We start from the raw sequence: 16342 nt of genomic DNA on the forward strand, positions 1-16342 counted from the left end.
AACCCTCAAACTGAATCCTCAAGCGGTGACGAAATTTTTCGAGGAAAGTAGAAGAATTGTTGTAATTAAAAACGTGTTTTTGCTAGAGAAGCTAACGCCGCTAAACAACAAAAGAGTGTTATCGAGACGTTCGGCTTCTCAAGATTCAGGCTAGTTAAGTTTGTTAGCGTCTATTACTACACTAACTACTAACCCTCCATCGGAGTGGTTTTTTAAACTGACGGTTCCTGAGTGCATACTGACTATCCGTTTTATGATAGCTAAGCCTAAGCCAGAGCCTAAACTGCCGCGGGCTTTATCACCCTGTGTAAAGGGTTCGAATAGGGATTCCATATTCTCTTCTGGGATCCCTGGACCAAAGTCTCGGATAGAAAAGCTTACTTTTTGTTTCTTTTTATCGTGACATGTAGATATTTCTATATTGTTACTGCCATACCTAAATGCATTTTCAATAAGGTTTTCAAGTACCCTACGCAAGGCGACTCTACGAATTAATATTTTAGGTAATGGAGCTAACTTTAATTTAATATTATGATTTTCTTCAATATTTCTTGCTTGAACAGCGTCATTAATTAGATCGTTAATATTACCTTCTTCCAATACCTCTTGTTGATCTTGGCGTACATAGTCAATAAATTGGTCAATGATGTCGTTCATGTCTTCTATATCATGCACTATACCTTCTTTAATCCAATCTTGACTGTCAGGTAACATTTCACTAGCTAAACGGATACGGGTTAGAGGGGTACGTAAATCGTGTGATATGCCAGCTGTGAGCAAGGCTCTATCTTTTTCTAATTGTTTTATTCCTTTAGACATCTGATTAAAAGCACCAGTTACGGCAATTAATTCACAGGCTCCTTCTTCTTTTAATGGTGAAGGTACTTGGCCTTTACCCACAGTAATAGCTGCTTCTTGTAATGCTTTTAAAGGCCGATTGAGTCGTCTTACGAATATCAAACTGCCTCCTACACTTAATATCCCTATCATTAATAAGTAGACTAAGTGAGGAGAGCCTTCACCATGGCCAAGTCCAACAATAGGGATAGTGATCCAAATGGATGGATTTTGTGGTGGTTTGATCCAGTATAAATAAGGCTCACCATGAGTAATTTTGACTTGGGCCTCGCCTCCTAAATTGTAGGACATCTGCTTTGACCAAGATTGATAAGGAACAGCTTGATTCAACCCTTGTTTTACAGCTTCTGCGTCACTGAGTATTCGCATACCAGTTGTATCAAATATACGTTCATTCAGTTGTGAATCTTCGCCGTTTAGACCTTCGATAAAAGCTAATTTAATTTGGTTCGAAAGTAAGTTATTAATCTGTTGTACATTTGGGCTGACAAAATAAAAGGTTACTGATACTAAAGAGACAACTTGGTTGATCAGCAATAACATGCCGATCAACAAGACGGTTTGACCAAAGGCGCTTCTAGGAAGTATTTTCACAAAATTAAAAATTTCTAATAATAAGGATTATGATGCATTTTCGCCATCAGGTACGAATACATAACCTAAGCCCCATACAGTTTGGATATATCTAGGGTTGGTCTGATCCTCTTCTAACATACGACGTAAACGAGAAACTTGGACGTCGATACTTCTCTCTAAGGCACTGTAATCTCTGCCTCTAGCTAAATTCATTAATTTATCTCGAGATAAAGGTTCTCTAGGATGAGTTACTAATGACTTAAGCACGGCGAATTCGCCACTGGTTAATGTCATGGGTTGGCCGTCTGCTAACATTTCTCTGGTGCCTAGATTTAAAGAATATTTACCGAAGGTTACAATTTGTTCTTCTAATGATGGTGCGCCAGGTGCTTCTGTTGTTTTACGACGTAGAACAGCTCTTACTCGAGCTAATAACTCTCTAGGGTTAAAGGGTTTGGGTAAATAATCGTCCGCACCCATTTCTAGGCCGATTATACGATCAACTTCGTCACCTTTGGCTGTGAGCATAACGATAGGAATTTCATTTTCTTTTTGACGTAGACGACGACAGATAGAAAGGCCGTCTTCACCAGGTAGCATAAGGTCTAGTACAATTAAGTGGAAATTCTCTCGCTCTAGAAACCTATCCATTTGTTCTGAGTTAGCAGCGGCCCTTACTTGAAAGCCTTGCTCAACTAAATAACGTTCTAATAAACTGCGTAAACGCATGTCATCATCGACTACTAAAATTTTGGTGGTTTCTTGTCCCATACTTTATTCAGCTCGTAACAATTACTTTAATTGCAACACTATAAGTGAAAGCTAAGTGATTCAAAAGGTTGCTTTGCCTCAAGGAGTCTTTGCTTTGTTACAAAGTTTGTCATTTGAACCCTATTATCTAAGGCAAACATGACTATATTTACTGTAAATATGTTAATTATAGTTAACTATGTATAATTAGTTAATCTTGGTCATTCTGATAGCTGTATATGAATAATGGATTTGCAACATTAGCATCGCGTATTGGTGACTTTCTAAATGTCACTCAAGACGGCTATGCTATTTTTTGTATGCAAGATAAATTGATTGGTTGTAACCAAGCCTTCGCTGATATTATGTATTTAGATATTAATCATATTGTTGGTAAAACATTTGATGAGTTATATCGTGTCATTTATGAAAAACAACAAGGTCCAAAAATCAATAGCAATGATATTGATGCTTGGTTAAAAGATGCCAGCTTAAAAAGACGCTCTAGAGACTTTAGATTATTTGAAGTTGATTTGGTGGATGGCCGCTGGTTTCTAATTTCAGAGCAAACTTTAGCTAATGGTGATTTATTATTACAAGCTAAAAACATTACTAAACAGAAGATGATTGAGCACAGTTTATTTGAACATAGCACGCAACTATCTAATTTGGCTGCCACCGACGAGCTAACTCAAATAGCTAATCGGCGCTGCTTTATTAGCCATGTTCAAGCTGAATTAAAGCGTTGTGAAAGGAGCAACTTGTCTGCTGTTTTTTGTTTGTTAGATATAGATTTCTTTAAAAGAATTAACGATAAATTCGGCCATATTATTGGTGATAGGGTCTTGGTAAAGTTAGCACAGGTTGTGAAAAGATTTTTACGAGAATATGATCCTTTTGGCAGAATCGGAGGTGAAGAATTTGCTATCTTTCTACCTGAGACCAACATGTTACAAGCCAAAGATATTATGCAACGTTTATGTGATCTTATTGTTGAAACTAACTTTAATTCTTCGCAACAATCAATAAATTTGACAGTTTCAATTGGTTTAGTTGAAAACTGGAATGGAGCCACCTTTGAACAATTGTATAGCAACGCTGATGTGGCTTTATTTGAAGCCAAGGGGGCAGGGCGTAATCGGATTGCGGTGTTTGAACAAATTTAGCTAAATGACCTCGTATCAATCCAGAATACAATTCAAATTCTTATTCACTCACCCAATCCATTTGAAAACCAGCGCGGCGTTTTTTGTCTAAAAGTTCTTCTAATAGAGGCATTAATATCAATTCCATCGCCAACCCCATTTTTCCACCGGGTACCACTATGGTGTTAATACGTGACATAAAAGCACCATCGATCATTTTCAATAAATAAGGATAATCTACTGTTTTCATTTCACGACGAAAACGCACAACAACAAAACTTTCATCTTGACTGGGTATTTCTCGCGCACTAAATGGATTAGATGTATCTACAGTGGGCACTCGCTGAAAATTAACGTGCGTACGTGAAAATTGGGGAGTAATGAATTTAAAATAGTCATCTAGACTGCGTACTATGCTACTCATCACGGCTTCACGAGAGTGGCCTCTGTCGTTGGTGTCACGCACTATTTTTTGGATCCACTCCAAGTTTACTATGGGAACCATGCCAACCAGTAAGTCCACATGTTTGGCAACGTCAACTTCATCATTGGTTACTCCACCATGTAGACCTTCGTAGAACAGTACATCTGTATTTTCAGGTAAATCTTGCCAAGGTGTAAATGTACCTGGCATTTGGTTAAACGGAACGGCTTCATCAAAGGTATGCAAATATTGCCTATGCTTACCCATGCCGGTTTCACCATATTCTTTGAATAAAGATTCTAACATTTCGAAATCATTGGCTTTGGGGCCGAAATAACTAATATGTCGACCTTGTTCCTGAGCTTTACGGATCTCTACTTCCATTTCAGGACGGGTAAATCGATGGAAGCTATCACCAGCTACAACAGCAGCATTAACCGATAAATTACGGAAAATATGTCTGATCGCATTAGTAGTCATAGTTGTGCCTGCACCAGATGAACCGGTGATTGCAATTACGGGGTGTTTAACTGACATTCAATATATTTACCTGAAAAATGAACAACATTTATAAGCAAGCTTGGCTTCGGGGTCAAGAACTACCGTATTTTAACTTTACAAGATTAATCATGAAGTGGGTACTTACTTGTTTATAATAGCCTTTTTTAATAGGTTTACTTGGATTTATTACTAAATATTGAAAACTATATAAAGGTAATAGAAAATAATTTAGGTTTGTTATTAATACTATTTTTTAGCATTGTTTAAAATAATATTAGAAACTTCATCAGCTGGTATCGGTTTATAAAAATAAAACCCTTGAAATATATTACAGCCATTGTCGAGTAAAAATTGTTTCTGCATTTTAGTTTCTACTCCTTCGGCCACAGCCTCTAATCCCAAGTTTTTTGCTAGATTAATGATAGTGGCGCATATTTGGCCGTCTTCTATTGTGTTGGCACATTCATCCACAAAAGAGCGGTCGATTTTAAGTATGTCGATAGGCAGTCGTTTCAGATAATTAAGTGAGGAATAGCCAGTGCCAAAATCATCAATTGATATTCTAATGTTTAACTCTTTTAGCGCAGCCATCGCATTGATGCAAAGTTCAATATCCGTTAATAACACCCCTTCGGTGATTTCAAATTCTATTAGTGAACCGTCGATGTTATAAATTTCGAACTGAGTTTTAACATAGGGGATTAGGTCATCAGAGACTAAATGTTTACCTGACAAGTTGATAGAAATGGGCACTAAAGAAATACCTTCATTTTGCCATTGCTTAATTTGAGAGAGGACTAGTTTAATGACTTTTCGATCTAAGTTAATGATTAAGTTTGACTCTTCCGCAAGGGGAATAAATTCAGCTGGGGAAATTAACCCTTCAGTAGGGTGTACCCATCGAATCAGTGCCTCTAAGCCAACGATTTCTTTGTAACCATTAACTTTAGGTTGATAAACCATATGTATTTGTTCATCAACTTGGAGTGCTTTAGTCATTTGTTGTTCAAAATTAAATTGCCTAACCGATTTATTCATCATTTCTTGATTGAATATTTGGTAATTATCTCGGCCAAGTTGTTTAGCGTGATACATGGCCACATCAGCTTGTTGGATTAATTTCGAGGCATCTTGTTCTGTCGAAGAGCAAAATGAAATACCTATACTTGTCGGTATATTAATTTCACGGCCTTCTAAGGTTATTGGTTCTCGCATTTGGCTAAGAATTTCGTTGGCTTTGTCATGCACAAATTGAATACTTTTTATGTGGTTAAATAAAACAATAAATTCATCTCCACCCCATCTAGCAATGATATCTTTTTTTGCCGTGACATGAGTTAAACGTTCGGCTACTTCTTTTAATAATTTATCACCTGCAGCGTGGCCTAGTGTGTCATTAATATTCTTAAAATGATCTAAATCTAAAAAGAAGATGGCTAACTCTTGGCGAGTTTTTTCGATGTTTAATTTTTGGATGTTTTCAATTAAGTATGTACGGTTGTATAGGCCTGTTAATGGATCACTATAGGCTAATTGCTTTAATTTATTCTGTAATTTAGTTTGGCGTGTCGCATCTCGGATATGTAAGGTAAATTCGTTTCTTAGTTCACTACCTAAATTGGCTCCCGTTATAGTAATTTCGGCTGGAAACTTTTCCCCTGAACTGCGTAATAAAAATGTGGTATTTCTACGATTATAAAGTAAGCCCTGAGAGGCAGAAAACTTATGCTTTAGACTGTTCATAGCATTAGCTTGTTCAGCAGATTCAATAAATAATTCAATAAAACTTCGACCTAATACATTATCTTTTAAGTAGCCAAAAGTTTTTTCTGCTGCAGGATTAAACTCAATTATATTACCATCAAGATCGATACTGACGATACTATCCATTGAAGAATTTAAAATCGCAGATTTACGCTTTTCACTGGACCGAAAATTAACAATAGCCTCATCTCGTTGAGATATCTCGTTGTTAACTCGATTAATTACTTGATTATATTGTTGGGCTATTTGTCCAACTTCCGTAAAGGGCTCCACTGGTACAGGCTTAGAGAATTGGCCTTCATCTTGCTGTTTTTGCATATTTCCAAGTAAACCTATAAGTTCAGTTGATGCTCTATGCTCAGATATATTCATACCTTGAATTTCTTGTTCTGCAGTAACCCGTAATGCGATAAAACGACCAATGACAGTCAGAAAAATAAAGCTCACAGCAAAACTATAAGCATTGACCGAAATAATGCCTATAAGCTGAGTTACAAATAATTCACTACGCGTTAGAGGTGTTTCGAGCAAAGTTAAGTCCGCAAAAATAGCTACGGCTATAGTGCCCCAAATACCAGCAAATAAGTGCACAGGCACAACACTCAAGGCATCGTCTAATTTGAGTTTTTCAAGTAGAGCTGCACCCATATACAAAATTAAGCCAGCTATCGAACCAATAACCGCAGATTCTGCAGGAGATAGTGCATGACAACCGGCAGTTATAGCAACTAAACCAGCTAATACTCCGTTTAGTATATAGCCAACATCAATAAAGCGGCGTTTATAGTAGTGGCAAATGGAACTAAAGAGGCCACCCCACACTGCAGCAATGCAAGTATTCAATATTATTTTGGGAACTGAGTCGTTGAAAGCTAAAGTGCTGCCGCCGTTAAAGCCAAACCAGCCTAGCCAAATTAATAAGGTGCCTAGTACTGATAGAGGTAAATTACTACCTGTTGGCAAGTTATATTTTGAATCAAACCGGCCGATACGAGGTCCAATTATAATGATAGCGGCTAATGCAACACTTCCTCCTACAGAATGAACAACAGTAGAACCGGCAAAATCAATAAACCCAATTTCTTGTAACCAGCCATGATTTTCAGGACTAAAAAAGGAAGCCCAAGCCCAATGTCCTGTAATTGGATAAATAACACTGGCCATAATAACGGTAATCCATAAATAACCAGTAAAAGTCATTCGTTCAGCTACGGCCCCAGACATGAGTGTTGCCGCAGTACCACAAAACATTAATTGAAAAACAAAATAGCTAATTTCATAAGGCGAGTTATCTTCACCAAAAAAGAAATTTGAGGTACCGAACAAGCCATTAACAGAGCTGCCAAACATTAAGCCGAAGCCGAAAAGCCAAAATATGATGGTAGATAGAATAAAATCAGAAATATTTTTAGCGGCAACGTTAATGCTATTTTTACTGCGAATTTTTCCTGTTTCTAAGCACAAAAACCCCGCTTGCATTAGAAATACTAGGAAGGCAGTCAGTAAAAGCCATGATTCTGTCATTTATTATCCTTGGTTTTAGTCTAGCTAGTTTGCTAGAAAAAACCGTGAATTCAAAGTTTTAATAGTTGGTTTATAGATATTCGCTGCAAATATTTTTGTTCAGGAGAGAATTATGACCTGTTTAACTGTTTTCACCATTATTCTTTAGTTGAATTTGCTCTGAACACAAAAAGAAAATGGGTTTATAGGTGTGAGTTTCACCTCGATTCAGTGATTTTGTGCAAGACTTATCGAGGTGAAATATCATTAAACTTGAGGTTTAAATCCTATAGGAAGGTTGTCTATAAGTTTTTGGTTAAAATCGTTAAAGCGATGAATAGCGGTAATTAGGTCAGGCGTAGCAACATCGCCTAACCTATTTATTAATTCATTCACCACATTTTCGTATGACTTACTGTCTTCCAAGTGGAGTCTAGCGCCGTCTAGTACATTGAGAAGCTTTTCTAAATAATCGGCTACAGGTTTAACGGCTTTACTTGGGTCTTCATTTTCTAGATTATCTTCATCAAAATGAGATACGGCTTCATAGGCTTTGATGACTTGTGTATTTTCAACTTTGGTCAGTTGGAGAGCAAACCCGGTTAATTCTTTATCATCGAAACCCAATTCTAAGGCTTGATTAAAAGCAGTTTCAATGTCTCCATTAAAAAACTCTTCTGCCAATACGTTGACATCATTGACCAACTTACCAATTGCTTGTAACTCGCCCTCATCTAATTCACCGGTTACAGAAAATGAAAAAGATTGCTGTTGATAATAAATTGCATTTAATTCGGATGCAGTTTCAACCGTTGTTTGTTGAGGTTGTGCGCTTTGTTGAGCTTCCTCAGCTAATTCCTCAACCTTATCATCACCTGATTTAGCTGTGGTTACAGCACTCGGCGCAGTTGTTGCGGTGTCTGCTGCTGCATTAGCTGCTACTTTTTCGTCAACAGCTACTTGCACTGCTGTTTCAGAGGTTTGTTCTTCAACAACTTCGGTTGGTGTAGCTAATTGTTTGATTTCTTTTTGACTTAATTCAAAGGATTCTAGGTCTTCAAATCTGATACTAACTTGATCTCCATCTCTGGTACGGATGTTTAATTCACCCATTTCTAATTTGGCATATGAAACATCTGTACTTTTAGTTACAGAATTAGCTTGCGTTGAAGTATCGTCTTCACCAGCTGTGGGATCAAATATTTGTTGTCTAAGTGCTTCAATACCTTGTTCAATTAACTTTTTGCTGTTACTTATGCCTTTTTCTATTTCATCATTTAAAAAGCCAGCCAGATCCTTTTCGGCCATTTTTATGCCTTTTAGTACACCAGAGGTTGCTTGTTCAAATAATTTATTTAATTCAGCTTCATCTGCGCCGGAGTTTTTGGCATTTTTAATTGCACCGCCAACAAATTTCAGGACATTTTTTGCCACTTCTTCGAAATCAAACATGGAATTATTTGATTCTTGAGATTTTTTTTCTGAAAAATTTGGCTTTTGATTATTCACTTCTAAAGTTGAATTCAAGGCATTAGAAAAAACTCTTACGCCAAATGTAGCACTTGAACTAAACTTGTCGACTTGTAAAGAAATAAAATTACTTTGCAAATCAGCAGCTTGCTTTAATCCTGAATCTCGCAATTGATTTTGGATACTCTCTTTACTGCCTAAATGTTGTGGCTTGTCGTTTAAAAAATCTTTTATTTGATTAATATTCATAATGTAAACCTCTCTACCCTCAACACTTTATCGGCCGTGTTTGTTCAAAATTTAGCCCGAGTCACTAAAAATTCATAGTTGTGGCTATAAATATTGCAGTATTGGTTAAAACCCTTTACCTTGCGCTTTTTTCTAGAAGTATGAAGGATATGAGACTATGCGCCCAACTGAAATTAAGGCAGACACCTACGCTGAACAACTACAGTACAAAGCAAATTTTGTAGAGAGTAGTTTTGCGCAATATAAAATGCCTAAGTTGGAAACGTTTGCCTCCGATCCTTTGCATTATCGAATGCGTGCTGAATTCAGAGTATGGCATGATGGTGATGACTTGCACCATGTTATGTTTGACCAAGAAAGTAAAGAAAAGTATCAAGTGCATCATTTTCCACCCGCAACTCAGCTGATAAACGATGTCATGGCAGATTTAATTGCCGCTTTAAAAACGAATGAGACTTTACGCAGAAAACTATTTCAAATTGATTATCTCGCCACTCTTAGTGGTGAAATCATTGTGTCTTTGTTATATCACAAACCTTTGGATGAAAGCTGGCAGCGTGCTATGCAAGCGTTACGTTCTAAATTGAGAGAGTCATACGTAGTAGACATAATAGGACGAGCTAAAAAACAAAAAATAATTTTGGATAAAGATTTTGTTACTGAAACATTATTAATTAACGAACAACAATATTCCTTCAAACAAATTGAAAATAGTTTTACTCAGCCTAATGCCAAAGTGAATATACAAATGTTGCAATGGGCTTTAGATATTACCAAAAACAGTGAAGGAGATTTACTTGAGTTATATTGTGGTTCAGGTAATTTTTCCGTGCCTTTAGCGCAAAACTTCAATCAAGTTTTGGCTACTGAAATATCTAAGACATCGGTTGCTGCGGCACAAGATAATATTCGACAAAATAATATCGATAATTTAAAAATTATTCGTATGTCGAGTGAAGAATTTGTCCAAGCCCAGCAAGGGATAAGAATTTTTCGTAGGTTGGAAGGTATAGATTTACAGTCTTATGACTGTAGAACAGTGTTAGTTGATCCACCTCGTGCTGGTTTAGATGAGACGACTGTTGATATGATAAAAGCTTATGAAAATATTGTATATATCTCCTGCAATCCAGAGACGTTGAAAGATAATTTAGATACCTTGCTAAAAACCCACAAGGTCACTCGGTTTGCTTTGTTTGATCAATTTCCTTATACCCACCATGCGGAATGTGGGGTTTATTTGCAGAAAATTTAAGATGATTTTTTTTGTTTTACCGCTAATAACGCGCCATTTGCAACAAATCTAAGTTGTAATTTTACCCGTGACGCGACCTTTTTTTTCTGTTCTTGAGTTGCGTCTAAAGCTTCGGCTCCAGCACTAAATACCAATTTCACCATAGCTTCTGCTTGCAGGTTTGCTATGTTATCGGGTAGTTCTGTGCTGGCAATTGTATAGTCGGTTAATTCAACATTGAAGTGTTTAATTTCACGTAATACAGCTGCTCTAAATGCCATAGATGTACCGGTATGTTCACGCAATAACAAACGAAATTCATTGTTGTTGGTTGTAATAAATTCCATGAATGTATCTACAGAAGTGCTAATAACACCACCCCCAGAAGCTATTCTTAGTCGTGCTTGACGCATTAATTGGCGTAGTGCTAATCCTGCCTCGTCAACTAGGGTCAGGCCTAATTCATCAATATCTTTAAAGTGACGATAAAATGATGTGGGGGCAATGCCAGCGGCACGTGCGACTTCTCGTAAGCTTATGCTTGATAAGCTACGGTGTTCATCTAACAATGAAAAGGCGGCTTCTATTATCGCTCTACGTGTGCGTAATTTCTGCTCTTGGCGGCTTAATGGCGATTCTTTGATGTTTATCATAGCGATCAATTCTAACGTAAAAAGGGGAGCAATAGACACTATAAAAAGTGGATAAATTCAACATATTGCTTGCTTAACGCTTTGAGCAAAGTAAAATAGCGTACACTTGTAAGCTGAAAGTAACTTTGAATGAAGAAGCCACGTCTTATCATAACCAATTTATTGGTATTTATTATAACCGGACTCATAGCCTTGGTTTTAGTGCCGTTCGAGGCATTTCAACATGGATTTGATGGAGTCGAAATCACAGCTTGTATTGTGTTAATTTATTTCTCTGGTATGTCGATTACAGCGGGTTATCACAGGCTTTGGTCCCACAAGGCATACGAAGCTAATGCTTTAGTGCGCTACGTTTTAGCTATCGGGGGAGCGATGGCGTTACAAAATAGCATCTTACATTGGTGTTCTGATCACCGAATTCATCACAGGCACGTAGATGATAACGAGCGTGATCCATATTCGGCTAAAAAAGGATTTTGGTTTTCTCATGTCGGTTGGATGCTAAGGGAATATCAGAGGCATAGATATACTGATTATAGTAATTGCCGTGATTTACAAAAAGATAAAGTTGTGATGTGGCAACATAATCATTACCTAGCTATTATGTTAATTGCTAACTTTGGCATACCTATCTTATTAGGTTGGTTAAATGGCGATATTTGGGGCATGTTGTTATTGGCTGGTGTGTTTCGTTTAGTAGTTGTGCATCATGTGACCTTTTTTATCAACTCTTTGGCACACATATGGGGAAAACAACCCTATACAGATGCTAACACAGCCCGTGACAACGATATTTTGGCATTCTTTACATTTGGTGAGGGGTATCATAATTATCATCATATATTTGAATATGATTACCGAAATGGTATCAAATGGTGGCAATTTGATCCTACCAAATGGTTAATAGGTGGATTGTCATATTTAGGCTGGACAAAAAACTTACGCCGTTGTCCAGAAGAACGGATTGAAAAAGCTAAAGTAGCGATGCAATTAAAACTAGCTAAAGAAAAAGTGGCTAAATTACATAACGCCGATGAAATATTGGTGCGTATTCAAACTGAGTATGAACTATTAGCACAGCGTATGACCGAATATTATGCGGCTAAAAAACAATTAATGGAAATCAAAAAGCAGTCTCTACAACGTAGTTATAAAAACTTAGAGATCCATTATAAGTATAAAGAGTTGAAACAAAATCTAGCATTACAAAAACAAAAATGGTTGCGACTAAACCAATTTGACTTTATGCCAGCTTGCGCTGAATAACTTTAATTAAAGGCTTCGATTGAAGCCTTTTTTATATCTAAAAATCAGGACCTAGAGTGGATATAGCTAATAGAATAAATCAATGTACAATATGTATTGATAGTTTGCCTTTTGCTCCTCGACCTATTATTCAATATTCAGCTAATGCTCAGGTTGTTATCATTGGCCAAGCGCCGGGTATCAAAGCTCATGACAGCAATAAAGCGTGGAATGATGCTTCTGGCAAACGCCTAAGAGATTGGCTTAATATAGATGAAGCTTGTTTTTATAATAAAGATATATTGGCCATAGTGCCTATGGGCTTTTGTTATCCAGGTAAAGGGAAGTCTGGCGATTTACCGCCAAGACCAGAATGTGCACCCAAATGGCATTCAGATTTGCTTAAAACCAGTCGGCCTAAACTTATATTACTGATTGGTAAATATGCGCAAGATTATTATTTACCGGACAAAAAAAGTTTAACTGCGAGATTACAAGGTTGGCGTGATTATCAGCCTGATTATTTAGTGTTACCCCATCCATCACCAAGAAATAATATCTGGTTAAAAAGACATAGCTGGTTTGAGCGGGACGTTTTACCGAAAATGAAAAAAGTATTATCTCAGTATTGGTAAAACAATGGCTACTTTTCGTGTTCTCTTAAAAAATCTAGTAATTGATCAAAAGGCATAGGTTTGGCAAATAAATAACCTTGTGCTTCATCACAGCCTAATTTAAGCATATAGCTAGCTTGTTCTCTTTTTTCTACACCTTCGGCTATGGTTGATAGACCTAGTTTATTACCTAAAGTCACAATAGTTTCTACAATAAATGCCGACTTACCTGGAGATATCTCGTTAACAAAACTGCGATCAACTTTTAATCTATCCAAAGGTAACTTTTGTAGATAACTCATAGATGAGAAACCTGTGCCAAAATCATCTATTGCCACTTTGACCCCAAAACCTTTTAATTCTTGTAGTGCTTCCACCACTATTTGTGGTTCATCCATTACCACACTTTCGGTTATTTCTAATTCGATACGATCGGGTTCTATATTGTGTTCGGTAATAATAGTTTTTACCGACTCAACAAAGTTTGGATCACGGAATTGTGGCATTGAAACGTTTACTGCCATTCTTAACCCTTGGAACCCTTGTTCATTTAGTGCGGCTAACTTTTGGCAAGACTCTGCTAATACCCAAGAACCTATCTCAATAATTAATCCAGAGTACTCGGCTAAAGGTACAAAAACAGCAGGAGAAACAAAACCTCCGTCACTAGTGGGCCAACGTAATAAAGCTTCCATTCCGATTATTTGCTCTGTAACTAGGTCGACTTGGGGTTGATACCAAAGTTGTAGTTTTCTTTGTTGAAAATCATGAGTTAATTGACGGATCATATCTAACCGCCAAGTGGTTTGTTGCTCCATTTCAGGGGCATAATATTCAAAATTGATTTTTAAATTTTTCTTCGCTCTATTCAGCGCGATATTACTCTGTTTTAAAAGGTTAATCCCAGTTTGACTTTTACTTGTTAGTCGACAAAAACCGAAAGAGGCAGCGAGCGGTAATGTGTGTTCACCTGCTTTAAAAGGTGCGATAAATAGCTGTTCTATAATTTCAGGATTAATGTAATATTCAGGACCTATAAGGCCAAATACGTCTGAGCCAATTCTACCCAGCTTAACTTTGTCGGCAAATGTCTCTTCTAATCTTTTTGTAACCGCCAATAAAATATCATTACCTGCGTCTTGACCTAATCCGTCGTTAATGTCGGCAAAATGGTTGATATCAATTAAAGCCACCACTAGATCTTTTTTTTGTAAATGTGCTTTACCCACATCATCTAACATATTAATAAATTCACTGCGATTGGGTAGTTTAGTTAACCAATCTCTAAAGGCTGCAGTGCGTAGTTGGTGGAAAAGATTAACATTTTCGTATCCGACGGATACGCTAGAAAGAAATACCTCGAGCAGTTGTTTGTCTATGTCGCTTATTGTATGACCTATTTGCAAAAATACTGCAGCTTCGTAATCTGAGCTGTGTAAATAAAGTACGGTAAAATCAGGTTCAAAAATGTGTTCTTTGAGCAATAAGCAACTATTTACATATTTAACGATTTTTGAGCTGTGTAAGTTTTCTAGTTTTTTATTTATGTATTCTGCAAATTCGCCGGCGGCACCAAGTACATAAATATCATCATCTTCCATATCTAATACGGAACCAGCTTTAGCACATACTATGCCACCTGCTTCTAAGCCGATCAGAGAACTGATTTGTGTGACCACTCCTTCGCAAAAGTTTTTAACAGAGTGCTCTTCCATTAAATTAGCGGCTGAAGCGATTATTTTTTGCAAACCTAAACGGCTTTGATTTATGGATAGAATTTGTTGATATGAACGTATTGAAGCAATAATAGTGGTAACAAGTTTACTTCTAGTTAATTCGGTCTTAGTTTTATAGTCATTAATGTCATAATCTTTAATCACTTGCTCTTCAGGGGCATAGCCTGGCTGACCTGTACGCAGAATAATTCGGGGTTCAAGTATTTTTAATTCTTCGCGCATTTTTCGGGCGACAATTAAGCCCGCATCATCAGATTCCATAACCACATCTAATAAAATGATGGCAATAGATGACCTCATTTCAGCAATAAGTTCTAATGCTTCAGTACCTGAATGAACATGGATAAAATGTAAACTTCGATCTGCCACTATTAAGTCTGAAAGAGCCAGACGTGTGACGGAGTGAATTTCCTCATCATCATCAACAACAAGGATATTCCAGACCCCAAGAGTGCGAGGAATAGCTTGTTCGTTGTTGGTTTCTTCGGGTAAAAAAATCAACTCATCGTTGTCGTAATTATTAGAACTCATTTAACTTCCGTTTACATCAATAACAGCCTAACTCTACCCCAATACGATTAATTTAAAAAGCGAATAAATACAACTATCTCAATGTCTATTGAAGTAAAATTATCAATTATATTTGCCTAGGTTATATAAGTTGTCGCAATATAGCTTTTAAATACAGTTAAAAGTAAATGTTATCAATTGATTATGAAGATAGAGCCTCAATCTACCTCGCGACTGGTTAAATCACAGATACCAAGCAGCTTAGATAAGACAAAAAATAAAAGTGCGTCTGCTTCACATAAAAATGCTGCGCAATTAAGTAATCAGTCAAATCAGAATAGGATCAGTCAATGGTTTGCGCAAGTAGGAGTGCAAACTGGTTACTCTGTCGAATACAACTTAACACTTAATCAAAAAGCTAAACTTAAAGCACAAATGTTAGCCCGTAGAAAATTCGAAAACTTACAGAATATTCTAGGTAAAGCATTAGATTTTTGTCTAGATGATGGGCACGGGGAATTAATTGATCCTGATTGGTTTTTTAGTTTTGTAAATATGGCTGAAGAGATTTATTCTCCTGCAATGCAACAGTTGTGGGGCAAGATATTTGCTGTTGAAACCGCAACTCCGGGCAGTTTTTCCTTAAAAACCTTAGAAGTATTGAAGCAATTAACACATAAAGATGCCCTTATTTTTAAACAGGCGGTCAATTTAGCCAGTAAACGTAAAGGAGAAGCGAGTCCCAAATTACTACTTGGATTTACTCAAAGGGCAGGGGTTTGGTCACTTTTCAGCAAAAATAAAACCTTACAAGTTAATTTAGCCGAATTTGGTTTAGGTTATCCGGATCTTTTATCATTAATGGATTTAGGTTTGTTGCACCAAAGTGAAATTGAGTCTGCCGAGATAGTTATTAATATCCCTGAGCAATGGTATTGCGCTGGTCATGGGATAAATTTACAGGCTAAAAAAACGGGCACGACATTGATCTATTATAAATTTACTAATATTGGTGCTGAGTTATTTAAATTGGTAACGCGAAAAAAGCAGGTTGAATATGTTAACGCCCTAAAAGGAGCGTTAACTCATTCATTTTCTATAAATTAGAGG

General features: G+C 36.9%; 12 protein-coding genes. 5 read left to right on the forward strand and 7 right to left on the reverse strand.

The genetic code is table 11. The annotated features are described in order from the left end of the window. Positions 1 to 150 precede the first annotated feature (150 nt). A complete protein-coding gene (gene envZ / locus GQR87_RS00460; protein ID WP_158965477.1) occupies positions 151 to 1452 on the reverse strand; it encodes a two-component system sensor histidine kinase EnvZ in 1302 nt (433 codons plus the stop codon). Positions 1453 to 1479: 27 nt separating this feature from the next. Continuing rightward, entirely contained in the window at positions 1480 to 2205 is a 726-nt protein-coding gene (gene ompR / locus GQR87_RS00465; RefSeq protein WP_158965479.1) for a two-component system response regulator OmpR, read from the reverse strand. Between the two features lie 218 nt (positions 2206 to 2423). Between ompR and GQR87_RS00470 the strand changes: the two genes are divergently transcribed. Further along, the gene (locus GQR87_RS00470; protein WP_158965481.1) at positions 2424 to 3350 is read left to right on the forward strand and encodes a GGDEF domain-containing protein; all 927 of its coding nucleotides are present in this window, start codon (positions 2424 to 2426) and stop codon (positions 3348 to 3350) included. Positions 3351 to 3390: 40 nt separating this feature from the next. Here GQR87_RS00470 and GQR87_RS00475 read toward each other — a convergent pair whose 3' ends face one another. From GQR87_RS00475 to GQR87_RS00485, 3 genes are all read right to left on the reverse strand, one after another. Beyond that, entirely contained in the window at positions 3391 to 4290 is a 900-nt protein-coding gene (locus GQR87_RS00475; protein ID WP_158965483.1) for a phosphoribulokinase, read from the reverse strand. 210 nt (positions 4291 to 4500) lie between these two features. Then, the gene (gene amt, locus GQR87_RS00480) at positions 4501 to 7542 is read right to left on the reverse strand and encodes an ammonium transporter (protein WP_158965485.1); all 3042 of its coding nucleotides are present in this window, start codon (positions 7540 to 7542) and stop codon (positions 4501 to 4503) included. 246 nt (positions 7543 to 7788) lie between these two features. Next, a complete protein-coding gene (locus GQR87_RS00485; protein ID WP_158965487.1) occupies positions 7789 to 9240 on the reverse strand; it encodes a DUF5610 domain-containing protein in 1452 nt (483 codons plus the stop codon). Between the two features lie 157 nt (positions 9241 to 9397). On the opposite strand from GQR87_RS00485, the gene trmA reads away from it, so the two are divergent. Beyond that, on the forward strand, positions 9398 to 10495 hold the full coding sequence (gene trmA, locus GQR87_RS00490; protein WP_158965489.1) for a tRNA (uridine(54)-C5)-methyltransferase TrmA: 1098 nt from the start codon (positions 9398 to 9400) through the stop codon (positions 10493 to 10495). On the opposite strand, the gene fabR is transcribed toward trmA, so the two are convergent. Beyond that, positions 10492 to 11127: an HTH-type transcriptional repressor FabR gene (gene fabR / locus GQR87_RS00495; protein ID WP_158965491.1), complete on the reverse strand. Its 636-nt coding sequence runs from the start codon at positions 11125 to 11127 to the stop codon at positions 10492 to 10494. The genes trmA and fabR overlap by 4 nt on opposite strands. Positions 11128 to 11256: 129 nt before the next feature. Here fabR and GQR87_RS00500 point away from each other — a divergent pair, with 129 nt between their 5' ends. Then, positions 11257 to 12393: a fatty acid desaturase gene (locus tag GQR87_RS00500; protein WP_158965493.1), complete on the forward strand. Its 1137-nt coding sequence runs from the start codon at positions 11257 to 11259 to the stop codon at positions 12391 to 12393. Between the two features lie 56 nt (positions 12394 to 12449). Next, a complete protein-coding gene (locus GQR87_RS00505; protein ID WP_233267360.1) occupies positions 12450 to 13007 on the forward strand; it encodes a uracil-DNA glycosylase family protein in 558 nt (185 codons plus the stop codon). 8 nt (positions 13008 to 13015) lie between these two features. Here the strand turns inward: GQR87_RS00505 and GQR87_RS00510 are convergent, their stop codons facing one another. Then, positions 13016 to 15253, reverse strand: coding sequence for an EAL domain-containing protein (locus GQR87_RS00510; RefSeq protein ID WP_158965495.1), 2238 nt, complete (start codon positions 15251 to 15253; stop codon positions 13016 to 13018). Positions 15254 to 15436: 183 nt separating this feature from the next. Here GQR87_RS00510 and GQR87_RS00515 point away from each other — a divergent pair, with 183 nt between their 5' ends. Beyond that, the gene (locus tag GQR87_RS00515; RefSeq protein ID WP_158965497.1) at positions 15437 to 16339 is read left to right on the forward strand and encodes a TIGR03899 family protein; all 903 of its coding nucleotides are present in this window, start codon (positions 15437 to 15439) and stop codon (positions 16337 to 16339) included. Positions 16340 to 16342: the final 3 nt, after the last annotated feature.

Origin of the sequence: Paraglaciecola sp. L3A3 (assembly GCF_009796765.1) — a bacterium.
In the GTDB taxonomy this organism is placed as follows: Bacteria; Pseudomonadota; Gammaproteobacteria; order Enterobacterales; family Alteromonadaceae; genus Paraglaciecola.

What these genes read in the sequence shown, in the direction of transcription:
- GQR87_RS00515 (WP_158965497.1), top strand. Translation starts at nt 15,437, where the DNA reads ATGAAGATAGAGCCTCAATCTACCTCGCGACTGGTTAAATCACAGATA.
- ompR (WP_158965479.1), bottom strand. Translation starts at nt 2,205, where the DNA reads ATGGGACAAGAAACCACCAAAATTTTAGTAGTCGATGATGACATGCGT.
- amt (WP_158965485.1), bottom strand. Translation starts at nt 7,542, where the DNA reads ATGACAGAATCATGGCTTTTACTGACTGCCTTCCTAGTATTTCTAATG.
- GQR87_RS00475 (WP_158965483.1), bottom strand. Translation starts at nt 4,290, where the DNA reads ATGTCAGTTAAACACCCCGTAATTGCAATCACCGGTTCATCTGGTGCA.
- GQR87_RS00500 (WP_158965493.1), top strand. Translation starts at nt 11,257, where the DNA reads ATGAAGAAGCCACGTCTTATCATAACCAATTTATTGGTATTTATTATA.
- fabR (WP_158965491.1), bottom strand. Translation starts at nt 11,127, where the DNA reads ATGATAAACATCAAAGAATCGCCATTAAGCCGCCAAGAGCAGAAATTA.
- GQR87_RS00470 (WP_158965481.1), top strand. Translation starts at nt 2,424, where the DNA reads ATGAATAATGGATTTGCAACATTAGCATCGCGTATTGGTGACTTTCTA.
- GQR87_RS00510 (WP_158965495.1), bottom strand. Translation starts at nt 15,253, where the DNA reads ATGAGTTCTAATAATTACGACAACGATGAGTTGATTTTTTTACCCGAA.
- GQR87_RS00485 (WP_158965487.1), bottom strand. Translation starts at nt 9,240, where the DNA reads ATGAATATTAATCAAATAAAAGATTTTTTAAACGACAAGCCACAACAT.
- trmA (WP_158965489.1), top strand. Translation starts at nt 9,398, where the DNA reads ATGCGCCCAACTGAAATTAAGGCAGACACCTACGCTGAACAACTACAG.